This is a genomic window from Caballeronia sp. AZ7_KS35, from assembly GCF_023631045.1.
Taxonomy (GTDB): domain Bacteria; phylum Pseudomonadota; class Gammaproteobacteria; order Burkholderiales; family Burkholderiaceae; genus Caballeronia; species Caballeronia zhejiangensis.
Window position 1 is genome coordinate 25003 of sequence record NZ_JALQDV010000057.1, and the last position, 19710, is coordinate 44712.

A 19710-nucleotide genomic window follows, 5' to 3' on the forward strand; every position below is an offset into this window, starting at 1 on the left:
CACGATGACACTGACGCTGACAGTGCGAGGCGGCGAAGGCGAGGAGCGCGCCGCGCCGCATACGATGGCAATCGACGAGACCGCCACCATCGGGCGCGCGCCGGAGTGCACGCTGGTGCTGGGAGATGCGCAGCGCGGCATCTCGCGCATTCAGGCGCGCATCGAACGCCGCGGCGATACCTACGTTCTCGTCGATGCGGGCAGCAATCCGACGCTCCTGAACGACGAAGCGCTCGGGGCCGGGCGCGAAGCGGTCCTGTCGAACGATGACCGTATCGGGATCGGGGCTTATACGCTGGTCGTGTCGGTCGAAACGGTGTTTGCCGTCGACCAGACGCTGATGACGCAACCCGCGCCGTCCGCGCCGGTTCTCTGCGCGGACTTACCGGCCACGCCGGAATTCGAGGCGCCGCCGCCCGCGCCGCTCATTCCCGACGACTGGAACGCGCCGCACGACCGCACCGCGTCTCACGCCGGTCCGGGCGACGACGATGCCCCCTTCACCCCCGACCCGCTTGCCGCGACGCCGCTCTTGCGCGAACCCGGCGATTTCGGCGGCGATGCCAGTCAGGCCCTGATGGATGCGCTGAGCGGCGCCGATCCGCTGCGCGATGCGAGCGTGCCGCGCGCCCCACGGGTGGAGGCGGTGGTGCGCAGTCTGGAGCACGTCTCGCCGGAGCGCGTCATGTCGGCGTTGCCCGCTGTGCAATCGCCTTCGCAACCGGATGCAATACCGCCAGCCGAAGAACGGCAGATGCGCGATGCGCCGCCATCTGCATCGAAAGACGACGAAGCAGCGCTGCTCGATGCCTTGCTCGACGGCCTCGGCGTCGAACGTGCCGACGTTGCGCACATCGCCGCGCCGGACCTCGCGCGCCTGATCGGATCGATGTTGCGCACGGCCACGCAGGGCGCGATGTCCGTCCTTCGTTCGCGGGCGATGACCAAGCGCGAAACCCGCATGGCCATGACGATGATCGAGGAGCGCGACAACAATCCGCTCAAGTTCTTTCCGGATGCCGATCGTGCGCTGACGCAGATGCTCGGCGCGCGGGGCCGCGGCTACCTTGCGCCCGACGAAGCCATGCGCGCCGCGTTCCACGACATCCAGACGCACGAACTGGCGCTCATCGCCGGCATGCGCGCGGCGCTCGACGACGCCATGGCGCGCATGGAACCGGCCGCCATCGAACGTTCGCTCGATGCGCCGGGCCGGTTCCACGCCATCGTCGGCAATCGCAAGGCGCGGCTGTGGCAGCGCTACGTCAAGACCTGGGAACGCGTGTCGCGCGATACCGGCGACGACTTTCAGCAGCGCTTCGGCGAGCCGTTCGGCCGTGCGTATCAGGCGCAACTCGATGCGCTGCAATCCCCGAAAGACTGAGTCAGCTCATGTACTGGAACAACAAGGTCATCTGGTCGGAGGGCATGTTCCTCCAGCCGCAGCATCTGCAGCAGCACGACCGTCATGTCGAGGCGCTGCTCGAAGGCCGCGCCGGCGCACTGCGTCCGTATGCGTGGGGCTTCACGAGGCTCGAAATCGACGAGGCGCTGCTCAAGCTCGGCAAGCTCGCGCTCCGATCCGCGGCCGGCGTGCTGCCGGACGGCACGCCCTTCAGCCTGCCCGCCGACGACGACCTGCCCGAGCCGCTCGATATTCCCGAGAACGCGGCGAACGTGACGGTCATGCTCGCCTTGCCGGTGCGACGGCCCGGCTCGCCGGAATCGGGCGGCGACGAGCATGCGGACAATCTCGCGCGTTATCGCGCAGGCGATGTCGAAGTTCACGACAGCAACGACGCCGATGCGCTCGCCACGCTGCTGCAGGTGGGCAAGCTGCGTCTACGCCTCGCGCTCTCGCCCGACGTCGCGCATGCGCATACGTGCGCCGGGGTCGCGCATGTGATCGAACGCAAGAGCGACGGCCGTGTGGTGCTCGACGACGAATACTGCGCGCCGTGTCTCGACTATCGCGTGGCGGGCAAGCTCGCGCGCTTTGCGACGGAGCTCGCCGGCCTGCTGCAACAGCGCGGCGAAGCGCTTGCGGGGCGGCTCACGCAGCCCGATGGCGCGGGCATGGCCGAGATCGCCGATTTCCTGCTGCTGCAGATCGTCAACCGGGCGCAGCCGCTGGTCGCGCATTTCAACGCGCTGAGCGGGCTGCATCCCGAGGCGCTTTATCGGGTGTGCATCGGCCTCGCGGGGGAACTCGCCACGTTCAGTCAGGCGGGCCGCCGTCCGCCGGAATTTCCCGCGTACCGGCACGAACGTCTGAAGGAGAGCTTCGAGCCGGTAATCGCCGCGCTGCGCCTCGCCTTGTCGCGCGTGGCCGATCCGCAGGTCGTGTCCATTGCGCTGGAGGAGCGCCGCTACGGCCTGCGCGTCGCGCTGGTCAACGATCGCGCGCTCTTCACCGGGGCGACTTTCGTGCTGGCGGCGCGCGCTCAGGTGCCGACCGACACGCTGCTGTCCGGGTTCGGCAGCCAGGTGAAGATCGGCAGTATCGAAAAGATCCGCGACCTCGTAAATCTGCAATTGCCCGGCATTGCGCTGCGCGCGCTTGCCGTCGCGCCGCGCCAGTTGCCGTTCCACGCCGGCTACAGCTACTTCGAACTCGACGACAAGAACGAAGCATGGGCGACGCTGGCGTCCTCCGCCGGCATGGCGCTGCACGTCGCGGGCGAATTCCCCGGCCTCGCGATGGAACTCTGGGCGATCCGGCACTGAACCCACGCCGCTTAAAGGAAGCCTTTCCATGTCCAACGACACCCACCCGCCGCTCGACGACGCGGTGTTTCTCGACGCGGCACAGACCATCCGGATGCCGACGCCAGGCCGCAAGCGCGAGCCCACGACGAACGCCGGCGCGCCGTCCGCGACGACAGAAGCGCCGCTCGCGCCGCTCGACGCCTCGATCGCGGGGCGCAATCCGCTCCTGCGCGCGGCCAGTCCGCTGCTCGAACTCGCGCTGCCGCTACGCCGGCTCGCGAGCCATCCCGATCTCGAAGCCCTGCGCGCACAGCTTATCCAGATGGTGCGCAGGTTCGAAGCCGATGGCCGCTCGTTTGGCGTGCCCGATGCGCAGCTCGGACCGGCCCGCTATTGCCTGTGCACGTTCATCGACGAAGCCATTGCCGCCACGCCGTGGGGCGCGGGCGTCTGGGGCCGCCGCAGTCTGCTCGTGACGTTTCACAACGAGGCATCGGGCGGCGAGCGGCTCTTCGTCATCCTGCAACGGCTGGCGCAAACCCCGGCGGTGGAGATCGACACGCTCGAACTCATCTACGTGATGCTCGCGCTCGGCTTCGACGGGCGCTATCGCCTGATCGAAGGCGGCAAGCGTCAGCTCGACGAAATTCGCGCCCGCCTCGAACAGATGATCCGCGCGCAGCGCGGCGCGGTGGAACGGGCGCTGTCGCCGCACTGGCGGCCCGCCGACCGCGAACGCAAACGGCTGCTCGGCTTCCTGCCGCTGTGGGTGGCGCTCGCGCTCGCGGCCGTCGTGCTGATGACGGCGGGCCTCGTGCTCGGCCTGCGCATCAACGCTTTCTCGGACCCGGTGTTCGCCGCGATGCGCGCGATCCGGGTCGCGCCCGCGCCGGTGCTCGCCGACAAGACGAAGGCCGCGCCCAAGCTGGCCGCCGCGCTGAGCGGCTTCCTTGCGCCGGAGATCGCGCAGGGACTGGTGACGGTCGGCGAGTCGGCGGACCGCACGACCGTCACGCTCAACAACACGGCGCAAGGCGTGCAGATTTTCGCGTCCGGCAGCGCCGATCTCGATGCGCATTTCGCCCCGCTCGTGCAGCGCATCGGCGAAGCTTTGCGCGACAAGCCGGGCAATGTCGTCGTGATCGGGCATACGGACAACCAGCGCATCGTGTCGGCGCGCTTTCCGTCGAACGTGGCGCTCTCGCAGGCGCGCGCGGACACCGTGCGCGCGATGCTCGCCGCGAAGGTCCCCGATCCGGCCCGGGTCAGCGCCGAGGGACGCGGCGACACGGAGCCGGTCGCATCGAACGATAGCGCCGCCGGGCGCGCGCGCAATCGCCGCGTGAGCATCGACATTCTTTCGCCGGGAGCTGCACCATGAAGTGGATCGATACCCTGAAGAAGCCTGCTGTCGTCTCGTTCGCCGGCGTGCTCGCGCTGGTTGCGCTCGTGTGGTTCTACGGGCCGCTCGTCGCCTTCAACGGCCGCGCGCCGCTCGACAGCGCCGCACACCGCTGGCTCGCAGCCGCGCTGATCGTCCTGTGCTGGGCGGGATACTGGGGCGTGCGGTATGCCAAGGCGCGCATCGCCGGGTCGAAGTTCGTGCAGGGTCTCGTCGCCGATGCGCTCGATCCCGCGCGGCGCGAGCCGGACCCCGCGCGTCAGGCCGCCGATGCCGAACTGGCCACGCTTCGCACGCGTTTCGAAGACGCCCTCAGGACGCTGCGCGAAACGCGCGGCGGCGCGAAGCAGGGTGTGGCCGGCTGGCTCAGACCGCGCCGCGAAGCGCTCTACGATCTGCCGTGGTACATGTTCGTCGGCGCGCCCGGGGCGGGCAAGACCACCGCGCTTGCGCATTCCGGCCTGCGTTTTCCGTTGGCGGACCGGCTGGGCGCGCAGGCGGTGGGCGGGGTCGGCGGCACGCGCAATTGCGACTGGTGGTTCACCGACGACGCCGTGCTGCTCGATACCGCCGGCCGCTTCACGACGCAGGATAGCCATGAAGAAGCGGATCGCGGCGCATGGCTCGGCTTTCTTGCCCTGTTGCGCAAATATCGTCCGCGCCGCCCGCTGGATGGCGTGATGGCCGTGGTGTCCGCCGCCGACCTGCTGCAGCAGTCCGACGAAGCGCGCGCCGCGCATGCGGTGGCCATCCGCGAGCGTCTGTCCGAACTGAACCGGCAACTCGGCGTGCGTCTGCCGGTGTACGTCGTCGTCACCAAGAGCGACATGCTCGCGGGCTTCTCCGAATACTTCGACGACTTCGGCCGCGACGAACGCGAACAGGTCTGGGGCGTGACGTTTCCGCTCGCATCGGAGCAGGGCGAAGCCGAGGCCGGCACACCGCTCGCGCGCTTTCCCGACGAGTTCCGTCTGCTTCACCGGCAGGTTCAGGACCGCGTGCTGCAACGCATGCAGCAGGAAACCGACGTGCGCCGCCGCGCGCTGATCCATTCGTTCCCGCAGCAGTTCGCGGGCATCGAGCAGGCGTTGCTGCGCTTTCTCGACGATGCTTTCGGCGATTCGCGCTTCTCCCGCGCGGCTTTGCTGCGCGGCGTCTACTTCACGAGCGGCACGCAAAGCGGCCGTCCGCTCGACCGCATGATGAGCACCATGGCCGGCTCGCTCGGACTGCGCCGCGAAGTCGTGATGGCGGATGCATCGAGCGGACGCGCCTACTTCGTCAAGCGGCTGCTGCGTGACGTGATCTTCGCGGAGCAAGGCATCGCGGGCACGGATCCGCGTACGGAACGGCGGCGCACGCGCTTTCAGCGGATCGCCGTCGGTCTGATCGGCGTGTTGCTCGCGGCGGGGCTGGCCGGACTGATTGCCAGCGACCGGCAGAACCGGCGTTTCGTCGAGGAAAGCCGTCAGCAGATCGCGGCGCTGGCGGAACGCGCGAAGCAGACGAGCGCCGGCGACAGTCCGCTCGCCGTGCTGCCGCTGCTCGATGCCGCGCGCGATCTGCCCGGCGGCGACGCCGAGCGCGCCTCGCGCGATCCGTCGTGGTGGGCGGGCTTCGGGCTCGATCAGCGCGAGAAGCTCGGGCTCGAAGCCGAGCGCGTCTATCAGCGGCTGTTGCGGCAGACCTTGCTGCCGATCGTCGTGCAGCGCATGGAGGACCAGTTGCGCCACGGCCAGTCGGAAGATACGGCGACGCTCTACGAGGCGCTGCGCGCGTATCTGATGCTGGGCGATCCGGCCCACTTCTACCCCGACGCACTGCAGGTCTGGGCGATGCGCACCTGGCGGCAGGGCGCCATGAAGGACGCCAGCGACACAGAGCGCGCGAACATCGAGCGTCATCTTCGGGCGCTGTTCAGCCGCGGACAGTTCGATTCGAACCTGCCGCTCGACCAGAACCTGATTGGGCAGGCGCGCGCCGTGCTGAATCGCGTGCCCTTGGCGCAGCGGCTCGACGGGCGCATCCAGCAGCAGCTCGCGCAGCAGCGCCTGCCGGAATTCACGGTCGCGAAGGCGGCGGGTCCGAGCGGACAGATCGTGTTCGTCAGAAAGAGCGGCGCGCCGCTCACGCAAGGCATCGACGGCGCCTATACGCGCGAGGGCTTCGCGGCGTTCGAGCGTCTGCGCGAAGCCGCGCTCGCGAATCTGCCCAAAGACGACTGGGTGCTCGGCAACGGCCAGACCCGCGCCGGCGCGCAGGATACGGACGCGTTGCGCACCGCGCTCACACGCCTCTATAGCGACGAGACCATTCGCCAATGGGACGCGCTGCTGGCGGATATCGGCGTCGTGCCGTTCGATGCGCCGGATCAGGGCGCCCGCGTGGCGAACCTGCTCGGCGCGCCGAATTCGCCGCTGCGCGCGCTGATCGAAGGGATTGCGCGCGAAACGCGCTTCACGCCGCCCGCCGCGCAGCCCGGCAAGCTCGACACGCTGCGCAAGCGCATCGGCATCGAGACGGACACGCCCGCCGCGCCGACGCTCGTCGATGCGCATTTCCAGGCGCTGCACGATCTCGCCGGCGCACCGCTCGACGACTACGTCAACGCGCTGAAAGACGCCGCCGCGACCTTGCAGGCGGAAGACACCGCGCGCAGGCAGTCCCTGCCGCTGCCCGCGACCGGGCCGCTGGACCGGCTCAAGCTGATGTCGCAGAATGCGCCCGCGCCGCTCGCGGCCATCCTGCAGGGCGTCGCCGGCAACGCCGATACCGTGCAGATCCAGAGCCAGCGGGCGCAGTTGCAGTCCGCGTGGGCGGCGAACGTCGCGCCGGCGTGCAGACAGGTGCTCGACAGGCGCTATCCGCTGGTGCGCGGCGCGACGCGCGACGCAGCCCCCGACGATTTCGCGCGCGTGCTCGCGCCCGGCGGCCTGGTCGATACGTTCTTCCAGCAGAATCTGCAGAGCCGCGTCGACACGTCGGGGGCGGTGTGGAAGTGGCGTCCCGAAGCGAAGGCGCTCGGCCTGTCCGACGACGTGCCGGTGCAGTTCCAGCGTGCCGCGATGTTGCGCGATGCGCTGTTCCGCGACGGCGGCCGCGATGTCTCCGTTCGCTTCACGGCGAAAGTGACGTCGCTCGATCCGTCGGTGAAGCGCTTCGTGCTCGATATCGACGGCACGCAGCTCACCGCCTCGGGCGACGCGCCCAACGCTACGGCCGAGTTTCGCTGGCCGAGCGGCAAGGGCACGGGGCAGGCCCATGTCGAACTCGATCCCGCTGACGGTGCGCCGCTGCGCGCGGACGGACCGTGGGCGCTGTTTCATGTGCTCGACGGCGCGCGGGTGCAGCCGGCCGGGCCACCCGATCGCTTCAGCGTGTCGTTCGATGGCGGCAAGGTCGTGCTGTCGCTCGTCGCCAGCAGCGTGAACAATGCGTTCCGCGCGGGCGTCCTGAATGCCTTCCGTTGCCCGGCTTCGTTATGAGCGCGGGTTTCTACGGCAAGGTCCGCACGCACGGAGACTTCGTCGGGCGCGGTTTGCCGGACTCATTCGTGAAAACTTGCGACGCCTGGCTGCAACGCGGCCTTCTGACGGTCCGCCAGCGTGCACCGCACGACTGGCTCGAACGCTATCTCGCCATGCCCGTGTGGCGCTTCTGCGCGAACCCCGGCTCGTTCGACGAATGCGCGTATGCCGGCGTGCTGATGCCCGGCATCGATGCGGTGGGGCGCTATTTCCCCCTGATCGTCGCGCGGCAAACCGACGGCGCGTCGTGCTCCGCCGATTCGCCGTGGCACGAAGCGGCGGCTGCGCTTGCGCTGTCCACGCTCGCGCCGTCGTTTTCAATGCGTGCATTCGAGGCGCGGCTTGCCGCACTGCCTGCGCCGCCGTTCCGTGCAACCTCGTTTGATAGCGGCAGCGCGTGGTGGACGGAAGCGGGCGGCGAAGCGCATCGGCACACGGGCGCGCTCGACTCGGGCCTGTTCTTGCGTCTGCTCGGCGACTGACGCTAGCCGCCCGCGATGCCCCATTCGCGCCGCAAGGTTTGCCGATGCTCATCGGGCACGGCGTCGAGCAGACGCTCATAGAAAGCGGGCAGATCGGCGGATTGCGCGGCAGCACGGCGTGCGACGATGCGCGCGACCGGGCCGAGATAGGTCGTGAGCCGCGCCGCGGCCTCGTTCACGCTTTCCGCGCTGACGGTCTGGGCCCGTGCGCCTGTCGAAGGCGGCGTAGCGGCTGCAAGGCGCATCAGCAGCGCATCGAGATCGCGGCGCGCTTCGTCTGTCGGCAGATGTGCCGCGAGCCGCCCGCGCAGCGTATCGATGTCCGCCGCATTCGCGCAGGCGCGGCGCATCAGCAGCGATGCGACCGGACCCACGTGGCTCGCGAGGCGCTTCTCGATTTGCGCGATCATGTCCGGCGCGAAGGCAGGCGGCGCATCGAGCGCATCCGGCGCGGCGGGCGGAACGCGCGCGGCGATCACCGTGCGTTCGGCATCGTCCTGGGCATCGGCAACGAGCGCGGCCAGCACCGCGTCGCGCCATTCGCGCGCCGAGGCGAAGCGGGCGTCCGGGCGCTTTGCCATGCCCTTCATCACGAGGTTGTCGGCATAAGCGGGAACGCCGCGCGCCACGCTCGACGGAAGCGGCGGCATGTCGTCGAGAATGCCGCGCATGACCACGGCCGGCGTGCCGGTGAACGGGCACACGCCGGTGAGCATTTCATAGAGCACGACGGCGGCGGAAAACAGGTCGGCGCGCGCATCGACGGTATCGCCGGTGAACTGTTCCGGAGACATGTAACTCGGGGTGCCGAGCAAGGTGCCCGTCTGTGTGAGCGCCGACGTGTTGAGACGGGCAATGCCGAAATCGGCGATCTTGCATTCGCCGCGCGGCGCGATCAGCAGATTGGCCGGCTTGATGTCGCGATGCACGATGCCGGCCTCGTGCGCGTAGTCGAGTGCATCGAGCAGTTGCGCGAACCAGCGAAGGGCGCTGGCCGGATTCATCGGCGTGGCCGTGCGCGCGTGCCGGGCGAGACGCGCGGCGAGACTTTCGCCGCGCACGTATTCCATCGTGATGAAGGCGATGTCGTCGGCTTCGCCGTAGTCGTAAATCGCGACGATGTTCGGATGTACGAGACGTCCGGCCGCGCGGGCTTCGTTCAGAAAGCGCGCCGTCAGTTCGTGCGCGGCGGTGGCGTCGTCGGTGGCAAGGCGGTGCAGTGTCTTCAGCGCGACCTGCCGTTCGATATGCGGATCGAACGCGAGATAGACGATGCCCATCCCGCCGCGCCCCAGCACGCGCTCGATGACGTAGCGCCCCAGCGTTGCCGGCACATCGTCTGCCGACGGCATCGGCTAGGCCTGCTCTTCGTCGAGCATGCGGAACGCCTCGACGAGGCTCGTCCGCATGCGGGCGAACGATACCGCGAGAGAGGCGATCTCATCCGACCCGCGCGTTTGCAGAATGACCGTGTCGAGCTTGCCGAGGCTCATTTCATCGGCGGCGTGCGACAGCGAGCGGATCGGCCGTGTGATCAGCACATGCATCATAACGTTCATCGCGATCAGCAAGACCGCGAACACGCCAGTCAATGACAGCATGAAGGTGCGCCAAACGGCGCGGCCGCGCGCCACGGGTTGCGCCATCGGCACCGACACGAACTCCGCGCCGATGACTTCGTTCATGGTCCAGCCAAAGCCGTTCGCGGTGCCGTACTTCTCGATGACCGTCGCGGGCGCGGCCGATGGCGTGCTGTGGCACTGCATGCACGCGGCATCGGTGATGCGGCTCGGGCGCGCGAGAAACAGCGCCCGGCCGCCGGGCGCATCGCGTTCGCCGGAGAGGGTTTTCAGTTCGGGATGATCGTGCAGATGGCGGATCACGTCCGTTTCCCAGTCTGTCGGCCGGTCGCGCGGATTGGTCGGGTTGAGCATCGTCGACTTGTAAGAGAAGTTCGGGAAGTCCTTCTCCAGCAGGTTCAGCATTTCGATGGCGGAGAACGCGGGAATCGATTCGGGGACGAAGCGATACTTCACCTGGGTGGCGAGCAGCGGCGTCACGTGCGCGGCCGTGTAGTTCTGCATCGACGATGCCGCGCTCGCGAGCACGTTGGCATCGTGCACGGTTTCTTCGAGCGCCTGCTTCTGGAGCAGGCGGTCCGACACCGCGCCGATCGCCACCAGCGCGACCGCGAAAATGGCCAGGAACACGAGGTTGAATTTGACGCTGAGAGACAGTCTGAGCTTCATGGCGATGACATGGTAATGATATGCAGTGCTTATGGATGACGGGTGCCCGCGGCATCAGGGCGTCGCGGCGGATAGAGCAGGGCGTGCCAGTCGGGCAGTGCCTTCAGATGGGCATCCACGTCGCGGCGAAAAGCGGTGTCGGCAAGACGCGAGCGAAAGCGCGCAGGGAATGCCCTGCGTTCGGGCAGGCTGCTGACGAGCCACGGCGAGACATCGCCGTAATTCACGGCGCGCGAAACCGGCGCGCGCTGCGACGGCTTCGCGGGCGGGAGCGGCTGCAAGGCGTCGCGAAAGGCGACGGGCATATCGGCGAGAAATGCGCTCGATGGTCGCGCCGACTGTTGCGCGCCGGCATTCGCATCGAGGGTGACGAAGCGGCCGCTGGCGAGCGTCACGGGCGGTTTCGCCGGGAGGGTCTGCGTGCCAGTTTCGCTGAAGATATCGACGGCGTTCGCATCGTCGCGCGCGAGCACGATCGCCGCAGCCCCGGCGCCGATGTCCAGCGCGCCGCGCTCGGTATGCACATGCGGCGTAGCGCATGCTTGAACGGCGCAGGTTGCGGCGGCTACTTTGAGCCAGCCGTCGAGCAGCGCGACGTGCGCATCCGCGGCGAGCATGGCGTGGGTGCGCGCGCCGAGCGCGAGCAGCGTGCCGTGTTCGTCCTGCAGGTGCACGACGCCTTCACGTGATTCGAGGATATCGCCTTCGCGCAGGCTCGCGCCCGCGGTGAGATCGCTCAGGCGCGCTCCGCGAATCACGCTGACGGGCGCATCGGCGCTCGCGAGCGTCCATCCCGCGTATGCGGGCGACGCTACCGCCGCGGCAATGACAAGTCCTGCTGTACTGAAGGGCAATCGATGAATCATCCTCGCCGCCGGTCGATGCGTTGTGGTCCGGCAGACGCCGGTCTCATCAACAAAACAGCCGGGAAGCCCGATTATTCCGTGCTCTCTCGCCTCAATCAGACCATGCGACGAGGGTGCGCAAACCGTCAGCGGGGGCGAGCGGCGGCGCGACGGCGCCGAACAGCGACGCGGTGTCGCCCTGCGCGAGGCTGCGCGCCAGCCGGTTCAGCGCGGCGTCGCCCGATGCGCCGATGAGCGCATAACCGATGTGCGCACGGCGCCACGTGACGACCGCCATCGAGGCGACGGTGCGATCGACGGGCATCGCGTCGGCCTGCGCTTCGTGCATCAGGCACAGCGCGACGGGGTTGCCCTGCGCGGGAAGGTAGACGATCTGCACCAGCGGCCGGCCATGAAATTGCAGGCGCTGAACGCGCTTGAAGGTGAGGCCATACGCGCGCAGGTCGGGAATGCCGATGGCGAGTCGGTCGTCCTGGCGAATCTTGTCGAGCGTCGTCTGCGAGAGCGCCGCATTGGCATCGACATTCGCCAGCGTTTCCCGGCTGTAAAGCTGTTGATAGTGCGCGGCGGCCTCGACCCAGGGCGCGGCCGCTGGATCCGCGGAGACCTGAGCGCCTTGCTGATGCGGCACGAGACGGGCATCGTCGTAACCAAAGCGCAACGCGAAGCCGCAGGCGAGCGCGCCGGCGAAGAACGCCGCGGCGAGCCAGCCGGCCGCGGCTGTCCTGCGGACCCGCGCCGTCGCGTGCCATACGGGCGCGCCGATGTTTCTGTCGTCGTTGGCGCCGGCGCCGCGCCCGCTGTGAGCCGGCCCCGGCGTGTCGAGGCACGCGGCCTGCGCGATGCCGTCGATCATCCGTGCGAGCGATGGCGGAACCGGCGGCAGTCGCTGATACGCGAAGGCCTCCGCGTACGGCAGGCTCGACGCTTCGAGGCGTTTGACACGCAACGTCGCATCGGGCGATGCGGCAAGCAGGCGCTCGAGCGCCGCGCGTTCAGGCGCGGGCAGCTTGCCGTCCACGTAGGCCAGCAGTTCGATGTCGTCCGGTGTCATAAGGCTTTCAAGCGCTGTTCGCGGCGTATTGTGCAGCGCGGTCTCACGCGCTGTCCGGCAAACTGGACGCGCGTCCCACGCCCCCCGATACGAGGGGCTAATCACACAACACCCTGAAACGGTGTTTATTCCATGCGCTAAAAAAGAAAAGCGCGGCGCATCACCCGGCCAGGTTCGCCGGCCCGTGCGAGGCCTCGCTGAAGAGCGGCGCCATGTCGAGTTCGGAGATGCGTTTGCCGAGCGCGCCCAGATCGACGTCACCCGCCTGGCCGATGAGCGCATAGCTCATCTCGCCCTGCCGCCAGGTCGTGACGTCCATGGCGTCAACCGTGCGGGACGCGACCGTCTCGTCCGGCCGGGCATCTTTCATCACGCACAGCGCGATGGGCGGCCCGTTGCGCGGCAGATAGACGATTTGCACCAGCGGCTTGTTGTTGAAGCGCAGGCGCTGCACCGATTTGAAAGTCAGCCCCGCGCTGCTGAGGTCCGGCACGCGTAGCGCGATGCGGTCTTCGTTGCGGATGTCGGCCACGACGCGGGCGGCGGTGGCCGGATCGTCTTCGCGATAGCCGACCGTGTCGCGCGTGTAGAGCTTCTGATAGCCGACGGCGGCGGCGACCCACGGAGAGACATCCGCGCTCGCCATTTGCGTGCCACCGGGCTGCGGTGAACCGAGCAGCGAGCCGAAATGGACGAACTGGCCGGCCACAAACGCGCCCGCGACGCATGCCGCGGCGAGCCACATGGGCATGCGGCGCAGCCGCGACCGCACCGGCGCGGCGGGAGCATGCGTGCCGTCAGGAATGGCGGGTTCATTGGCAGGGGCGGCCGCGGCGGCCCGATGCGCCTTCACCATCTGGTCGATGTTGAGCCGCAGGCTCTCCGGCACGGGAGGCAGAGGCTGCTTCGCGAAGGCGTCCGCGAACTCGACCTTCGAGGCGCGCAGGAGCGCGACTTTCTTGCGCGTTTCCGCGGATTCGCGTAGTTGGGCTTCGACGGATTCGCGCTCCTCCGGAGAGAGCCCGCCGTCGACATAAGCGAGAAGTTGAGCGTCGTCAGCCATCATGCGAACGAATCCTTGTGAGTCGGAGCGGGGCGAGCCTTGGACGTCTGCTCGCCGAACATGGCGCCGATCGACTGCCGGGCGCGCGAGAGGCGGCTCATCACCGTGCCGATCGGAATCTCCAGCGTGTCCGCGGCCTGCTGATACGAGAAGCCTTCGACCGCGACGAGCAGCATGACCACACGTTGCGCTTCAGGCAGGCGCTCGATCGCGTCGACGATCTGCCCGTGCATCAGCTGCGTTTCCGGACTTCTGTCGACCGGGTCGGGCAGATTTTCGAGGAAATCGTCGTCCCACTCGAAGCTCGCCCGCTTGCGGACGCTGCGCGCGCGCAGTTCGTTGATCCACGTCGAATGGATGATGGCATACATCCAGCTCAGGGGCGCGGTGTCGGGTTGAAGCTGATGTGCGCGTTCGAGCCCGCGCACGCACGCGCGCTGCACGAGATCTTCGGCATCGTGCTGGTCGCCCGAAAGACGAAGCGCGAATGTCCATAGGCGCGGCAGCATGTCAGGAAGCATGCCGGGCAGGTCTGCACCGCTCATTGAACGTATCTCTCCATGATCCCCGGGCGGATCCATACCGCGCGTGCTGTCGCGATCGTGGTCGACCGTCTCCTTCCCGGCACCGGCGCGAGGTACGAACCGCAAAGTTTAACTTGGGATGAAACACTTCGCCCGAGGGCTTTATTCCACGCGTTCTCTCATTTTTTCAACGCACGTTCGCACGAGCCTCCTCGGCCGTGCGACGCCTGAACGACTCGGCGTAGGCCGCGGCGCGTGCGGCGAGCAGCGGGTCGCCGGAAGGCGCGATGCCCCGCGGCAGCACGGTCGGATCGAAATTGACGTCGCGGCAGGCGCCGTCGATCTGCGACTCGGCGGACGTGATGACGAGCGTGCCCGCGTCGATTCGATGCGCTTCGCTTTCGGCAGGCCACGCGCGCGTGGCATCGTCGACGGGATCGCCCGGGCCTGCTGGCGTCAGCATCAAGCGCCATGTGACGGGATGCTCGCGCAGCCGCGTGCGCAGGTCGTGCGCGAGAAAGTCGGGATCGCGCGTTGCATTCCGGCTGGCGTCGAACGGTGCGTAGGGCGTTTCCGGCGTCACGCTCCAGCGCACGAATCGAGTGGCATCGTCCGAATCGGTAAAACGGAACGCATTGATGCTGTAATAGTTCGCGTTGTAGAAGGCCGACGACGGCGCATGCGCGGCGAGCCAGTCGCGCAACGCGTTGGTTTCCGGGTGCGCCGCGAAGAACGCCTCCAGCCTGGCGGGATCCGCGCGGCCCGTGTGCGGGTCGGGACGCATGGCTTCCTGTTGCTCGAACACGGCTTGCGGCGTGCGAACGGCGAAGACCGGCGCGGAGTTCATGCCGGTGCGCCATTCTTCTCCGTTGCGCATCATGAAGCGCAGCGCGAAGCTGCGCACGGTGGTGGCCGCGTCGTTTTCCGCGGGATTGCCGCCCGGCGCGGAGAAGCGCCCCGTCACCGGCGTGCGGCCCGGTCGAAAGACCTCGGCACGCGAAAGCGCCGCGCCGTTGCCGTTGCTGTCAAAGTAGCCGCTTACACAGATTCCCTTGGCATGATTGCGACGGAACCCGAGGTGCCTGCCGCCTGCTTGCTCGAATGCGTCGATCAGGCGTGCGGGCGAAAGCGCCGGTGCCGTGCCGGGCCAGTCAATCCACCCGGCGACCCACGAGAACGATACGACGACCACGGTGAGAGCTGACGCGATGAATGCGCAACCGATGACGAATCGCGCAGGCGGAATTCGGGGCATAACGCAGAGCGGACTACGCGACTGATCAGAGCGAAAGGGTGTCGAGTATATGGCAGCCCGTCCAAACGCGCACAGTCCCCTGGCCGCCACCTCAACCGCCTGCGACGCCCGGCGTGTTCAAAAACACCGCATAAAGCAATTGCGACCCCGGCAAGAACAGACCGTTGTGCTTCGGGACGCCGAAGCAGATGTTCGCGCATCGTTCCGGCAGCGCGATGCGCCGGACCGCTTTCCAGCTGCCGACAGCACCTTCCCGCCGTCGAGTGCTTCGCTGCCCATGCCGCAGCCGCACTTGGCTGGGCCAACGGTAAAATATCCGTCGACAATATTGCGCGTGTCCGTGTAAGCGGGATTGTTCAACGGTGCCGATGCTCCCACGCCGCCGCGGGCGACATCGTATGACGCAGCGAGACCGAAGTTCGCCGAATCGTAGGCAATCAATGCGGTGTACCAGTTCGGGATGCCCCTCGACCGTCAGGCCGGCCTACTGCGACGCTTCGGCGGCGACATCTCATCGAACACCATCGCCGCGAGCATCGTCCGTGTCGGGCTTGCGACGCAACCTGTGATCAACCTGATGCGCGATGCGTTGCTCGATGCAGATCTGATCTACTGCGACGAGACGAGATTCCAGGTCCTGAAGGAGAAGGGGCGCAAGCCACAAACAAAGAGCTATCTCTGGTCGCAGATGACCGGCTCGGGCACGCCGATCTGCTGCTTCACTTACACGCCAGGACGAGGTGCAAAGCTGGCTGACAAGCTGTTGCGTGAAGGTGCGGCCCTGATGACCGACGTATATGAGCGCCTCCCGTTTGCACAAGCATCGGTGTTCAGATTCGGCAGAATGAGTAGCAGATGTATATCCGGGCTTGTTGCAGCCGGTCGAACGAGCCTGTCAGATTTTTAGTGTGCCAAGGTCATGAGACGATAACGGGAATAACGTCCTATGGCCGAAGCAACCGCGACAAAGAAGAACAAGAGAACAAAGGCACCGAAGCTGTTTTCCGATGAGCTAATTGACCAATTGCTTGCACAAGTTCAGGGCAAGGATGCCGAGTCGGTCCTGGGCGAATCGGGTCTGGCCGGCCAACTCAAGAAGCGGCTGGCCGAACGCATGCTCGCGGCCGAGCTGAGCCACCATCTGGAAGCCGAGAGCGAGCAAGGCAAGGCTGGCAACCACCGCAACGGCACGAGCTCGAAGACGGTCCTGACGCCCAACGGCGAACTGAAGCTGAATATTCCACGCGACCGGCAGGCGACGTTTGAGCCGCAACTGGTTGGCAAGTATCAACGCCGGCTGCCCGGCTTCGATGATCACGTCATCAGCATGTATGCGCGCGGCATGAGCGTGCGCGAGATCCAAGGCCATCTGCTGGAGTTGTACGGGCTGCAGGTGTCGCCCGATCTGATTTCGACGGTCACCGACGAGGTGCTGGCTGAGGTCGAGCAGTGGCAGCAACGCCCACTCGAGGCGATGTATCCGATCGTGTACTTTGACGCGCTGCGACTGAAGATCCGCGACGGAGGCGCCGTCAAGAACAAGGCTGTCTATCTGGCGCTGGGCATCCGCGCCGACGGTCGCAAGGAAGTGCTAGGACTGTGGATCGAGCAAACCGAGGGCGCCAAGTTCTGGTTGAAGGTTTTCAACGAACTGAAGAACCGCGGCTTGAACGACATTCTGATCGCGGTGGTCGACGGGTTGCGCGGCTTCCCTGAAGCGATTGAGGCGGTCTATCCGGCCGCCCAGATCCAGACCTGCATCGTGCACCTGATCCGCAATTCGCTGAATCTGGCGAGCTGGAAAGACCGCAAGCCGCTGGCGGCCGCGATCAGCCGATCTACCAGGCCGCCACCGCCGAGGCGGCCGCAGCGGCGCTCGAGGCCTTTGCAAGCAGCGAGTGGGGCCGCAAATTCCCGACCGTGGCAGCGATGTGGCAGCGCCAGTGGGAACAGGTGATTCCCTTCTTCGCCTATCCGCCCGAGGTGCGTCGAATCGTATATACGACAAACGCTATTGAGAGCATGCACATGCAATTGCGCAAGATCGTCAAGAACCGCGGCCACTTCCCCACCGACGAAGCGGCCAGCAAACTACTGTATCTGGCCTTGCGCAACATCGAGAAGGACTGGAAGATGCCACCAGGCTCGCGATCGGCGAGTACATCGAAATGTTCTACAACCGGCAGCGCACGCAGGCACGTCTGAACTACCTGTCGCCTGCTGCATTTACGCAGCGGTTCTATCTGGGTCGTACCGTTGCTTAACGCGTTGGCCTCCACCGATTCCGACCGACCTCAAGACATGTTGTTCAATTTTTGTAGATTGACGCCGTCCATTCTACAAGCGCCAGCGACAGGTCAATTGCGTCACCCCGGAAATTGCGCTGTTCGCCGCGAGTTGAGTGCGTTACGCCTCATGAATAGATCACACCCGAATGCATGAGGGAAGTCCATCCTAGCGCGCCCATTACGCGACCCGGTGAATGCTTTTGCAGCTAGCTACCGTCGCGGCGTGTCTCCGTAATAACGACTCGGTAAAAGACGTCAGGCAGTAAGCACGACATGCCGATCCAACGGGAAAGCTCGCTTAGATGCCAAACCGAGCGTGGGCAGTCGGATCAGGATTTACACGATGCTTGGCGCTGAAGGAAGTCCCGAACCAGACCAGCTACTCTGTCTGTTTGCGTAACAAGAAACAAATGCCCATCATCAATGACATGAAGGGCAGAGCACCGAATACACGCTGCGATTATTTTCGCATTGATCAGGGGGACGATCGGATCGTCGTCCCCATGTATGACGAGCGTGGGCTGTGGCAGGCGTCGCAGCCACAGCAAGCTGCTCCATCCCCACAGTGCAAGAAGCTGAAAGATGTAGCCACGCCCATTGGGCGGTCGTAGGTGGTGGCCGTGCTCCTTGAGCAACTGGGGGTCGCGTCTGTACGCGCCACCATATATCTCAGCGCCAACCTTTTGAAGGAAGGCGGGATCCCGGTACCGACGGGGACTTAGCATCTTCAAAAGGACCGATAGGCGAGCGGGAAACATGATCACGCCCGGAGTGGTGGCCGCTAGCACCAGTCGTCGACAGCGCTTCGGATACCGACGCGCGAACTGCTGCGCGAGTGCGCCTCCCCACGACACGCCCAACACATCAACCGGCCCGAGGTAGCCGATTTCTGTTAGCAGCCTATCCGTCAGAACGCACAACGTCGAGAAGCGGTATGGTTTGCGCGGAGCTGGCGAACCGCCCACCCCTGGGACATCGAAAATAATGACTTCAACATCGCCGAGCGCCTCGACAAAAGGTTCGAGCAGTTCCAGATTGGCGCCGATTCCGTTAAAGATAAGAAGGGGCGGCAAAGCAGAGTTGGCGCGACGAATGCCGACGCGAATAAGTTGACCGTCGAGATCGACCGACTGAATTTTCATGACGACCAAGGTGAGAAGTGGTAGTGGCGACTCGCGCGAGGCGAAGTTGATCGTTGCGCAGGCGAACGGTTCAGAAACAACGACCTCGCGATTTCCACGCCGCACGGGCATAGAACGCGAAGCCGAAATGAGGCCCGACGCATAGCAGCGAACGGTGACGATCGCGGCTGCCCGAAGCAGTCGTTGCTTTGGGTACGTCTCCATTCTAGAGACAAGCGGTCAGTTGCTCCCCTCTCTCGAAGGGAGGGCTGAAGAAGTGCCTCGTCCCTCGTGCTGCTGCCGTTCGGCGACCGCAACGCATCCACTCGCCCGCCGGTGGCGCGTCGATCGCCTCCGAATATTTCTGAATAAAATTCCCGTTTGCCGCTTGTTCGGCGCAATAAGGGTCGGAATGGCGGACTTGCCCACGGAACGTAAATGGCACGTGTCGCATGTCCTCTACGGTGTCTCAAGCGCGACACGGGATCGTACGTCGCTTCGACGACTGCAGAAGGCCAACGTTGCGTCGGCAAAAAATGGTGAGCGACTGACGTCGGACTCGGTCAAGAGACGCTCGGCTCAGCTAAAACCGACCGACTAAAGCGAGTCGAGCGTGTGAGTTGGCGGATGACTGCAGCGATCGTCGCGATACCGCGACGTCACCGTCGGCGACTCGCCGATTGCGATCCTCCAAGGGGCATCGTCAATGCCGGCAATTCCAGACTTGCAATGCGACGCCTTCAACGATCAGGAAGGGAAAACAAAGGAAGGTAAGGGTGGTTGCTCCAAGCAATCCTGTACCGGTCCGGTTATGCGACGCGCAGAGCGAGTATTCCCTCATTCCCGATCGTGCTCAATCCTTTGTGAAGATTCGCCAGACGTTTCAATTTGGCGCTGGGCCGGGAAGCCCAGCGCGCGGCTGACAAAGTTCATGGTATTCTTGGTACTTGTCACGTCAAGCGTTACACTCCCCGCCATGGCTTCCACGTCGATTCCCCGCAACATCCCTTACCAGGATACGACACACCGTCCCGGGGATCTTCTCAAGATCTTCGTGCTGCCCCATTTGGGCCTCTCAGTGAGCCAGGCGGCTCGAGATCTGGGCGTGGCTCGTCAAACGCTTCACCGGATCTTCGACGGCAGCGCGAGCATCACGCCCGAAATGGCGGT

The 19710-nt window shown here is 66.0% G+C and carries 14 protein-coding genes and 4 pseudogenes; 9 read left to right on the forward strand and 9 right to left on the reverse strand.

Translation table 11 applies throughout. From position 1 onward, the window contains the following. Positions 1-4: 4 nt before the first annotated feature. Genes tagH through tagF form a run of 5 tightly spaced genes read left to right on the forward strand, consistent with a single transcriptional unit; the run spans position 5 to position 8120 of the window. Positions 5-1384, forward strand: a complete 1380-nt coding sequence (gene tagH / locus NCT05_RS32190) for a type VI secretion system-associated FHA domain protein TagH (protein WP_250504091.1) — start codon at positions 5-7, stop codon at positions 1382-1384. A gap of 8 nt (positions 1385-1392) precedes the next feature. Next, positions 1393-2727, forward strand: coding sequence for a type VI secretion system baseplate subunit TssK (gene tssK, locus NCT05_RS32195; RefSeq protein WP_250504092.1), 1335 nt, complete (start codon positions 1393-1395; stop codon positions 2725-2727). A gap of 28 nt (positions 2728-2755) precedes the next feature. After that, the gene (tssL, locus tag NCT05_RS32200) at positions 2756-4090 is read left to right on the forward strand and encodes a type VI secretion system protein TssL, long form (RefSeq protein WP_250504093.1); all 1335 of its coding nucleotides are present in this window, start codon (positions 2756-2758) and stop codon (positions 4088-4090) included. Continuing rightward, positions 4087-7596 carry a type VI secretion system membrane subunit TssM gene (tssM, locus tag NCT05_RS32205; protein WP_250504094.1) on the forward strand — a complete coding sequence of 1170 codons (3510 nt, stop codon included), beginning with the start codon at positions 4087-4089 and terminating at the stop codon, positions 7594-7596. Before tssL ends, tssM begins: the two co-directional genes overlap by 4 nt. After that, a complete protein-coding gene (tagF, locus tag NCT05_RS32210) occupies positions 7578-8120 on the forward strand; it encodes a type VI secretion system-associated protein TagF (protein WP_250504095.1) in 543 nt (180 codons plus the stop codon). The genes tssM and tagF overlap by 19 nt, the downstream gene beginning before the upstream one ends. A gap of 2 nt (positions 8121-8122) precedes the next feature. On the opposite strand, the gene NCT05_RS32215 is transcribed toward tagF, so the two are convergent. The 8 genes and pseudogenes from NCT05_RS32215 to NCT05_RS32250 all read right to left on the reverse strand — a co-directional run. Next, positions 8123-9472 (reverse strand): serine/threonine-protein kinase, encoded by a 1350-nt coding sequence (locus NCT05_RS32215; RefSeq protein ID WP_250504096.1) that lies wholly within the window; start codon positions 9470-9472, stop codon positions 8123-8125. 3 nt (positions 9473-9475) lie between these two features. Then, a complete protein-coding gene (locus tag NCT05_RS32220; protein WP_250504097.1) occupies positions 9476-10369 on the reverse strand; it encodes a Tll0287-like and HAMP domain-containing protein in 894 nt (297 codons plus the stop codon). 29 nt (positions 10370-10398) lie between these two features. Further along, on the reverse strand, positions 10399-11223 hold the full coding sequence (locus NCT05_RS32225) for a hypothetical protein (protein ID WP_250504098.1): 825 nt from the start codon (positions 11221-11223) through the stop codon (positions 10399-10401). A 103-nt stretch (positions 11224-11326) separates the two neighbouring features. After that, positions 11327-12289 carry an anti-sigma factor family protein gene (locus NCT05_RS32230; protein ID WP_250504099.1) on the reverse strand — a complete coding sequence of 321 codons (963 nt, stop codon included), beginning with the start codon at positions 12287-12289 and terminating at the stop codon, positions 11327-11329. A 160-nt stretch (positions 12290-12449) separates the two neighbouring features. Then, positions 12450-13355 carry an anti-sigma factor gene (locus tag NCT05_RS32235; RefSeq protein WP_250504100.1) on the reverse strand — a complete coding sequence of 302 codons (906 nt, stop codon included), beginning with the start codon at positions 13353-13355 and terminating at the stop codon, positions 12450-12452. Then, on the reverse strand, positions 13352-13897 hold the full coding sequence (locus NCT05_RS32240) for an RNA polymerase sigma factor (RefSeq protein ID WP_250504101.1): 546 nt from the start codon (positions 13895-13897) through the stop codon (positions 13352-13354). The genes NCT05_RS32235 and NCT05_RS32240 overlap by 4 nt, the downstream gene beginning before the upstream one ends. A 166-nt stretch (positions 13898-14063) precedes the next feature. Next, on the reverse strand, positions 14064-15131 hold the full coding sequence (locus tag NCT05_RS32245; RefSeq protein WP_250504102.1) for a catalase family peroxidase: 1068 nt from the start codon (positions 15129-15131) through the stop codon (positions 14064-14066). A 279-nt stretch (positions 15132-15410) separates the two neighbouring features. Next, positions 15411-15581 (reverse strand): annotated as a pseudogene (locus NCT05_RS32250) (porin); the annotation flags it as partial. On the opposite strand from NCT05_RS32250, the pseudogene NCT05_RS32255 reads away from it, so the two are divergent. From NCT05_RS32255 to NCT05_RS32265, 3 pseudogenes are all read left to right on the forward strand, one after another. Then, a pseudogene (locus NCT05_RS32255) lies at positions 15568-15933 on the forward strand (IS66 family transposase); the annotation flags it as partial. The pseudogenes NCT05_RS32250 and NCT05_RS32255 sit on opposite strands and share 14 nt — an antisense overlap. A gap of 144 nt (positions 15934-16077) precedes the next feature. Further along, a pseudogene (locus NCT05_RS32260) lies at positions 16078-17273 on the forward strand (IS256 family transposase); the annotation flags it as partial. After that, positions 17270-17395: pseudogene (locus tag NCT05_RS32265) on the forward strand (IS3 family transposase); the annotation flags it as partial. The pseudogenes NCT05_RS32260 and NCT05_RS32265, both read left to right, overlap by 4 nt. Positions 17396-17748: 353 nt before the next feature. On the opposite strand, the gene phaZ reads toward NCT05_RS32265, so the two are convergent. Continuing rightward, positions 17749-18561, reverse strand: coding sequence for a poly(3-hydroxyalkanoate) depolymerase (gene phaZ / locus NCT05_RS32270; RefSeq protein WP_250504104.1), 813 nt, complete (start codon positions 18559-18561; stop codon positions 17749-17751). Positions 18562-19516: 955 nt separating this feature from the next. Between phaZ and NCT05_RS32275 the strand changes: the two genes are divergently transcribed. Continuing rightward, positions 19517-19710 (forward strand): helix-turn-helix transcriptional regulator (locus tag NCT05_RS32275; protein ID WP_350030103.1); only part of this gene is annotated, 194 nt, incomplete at its 3' end.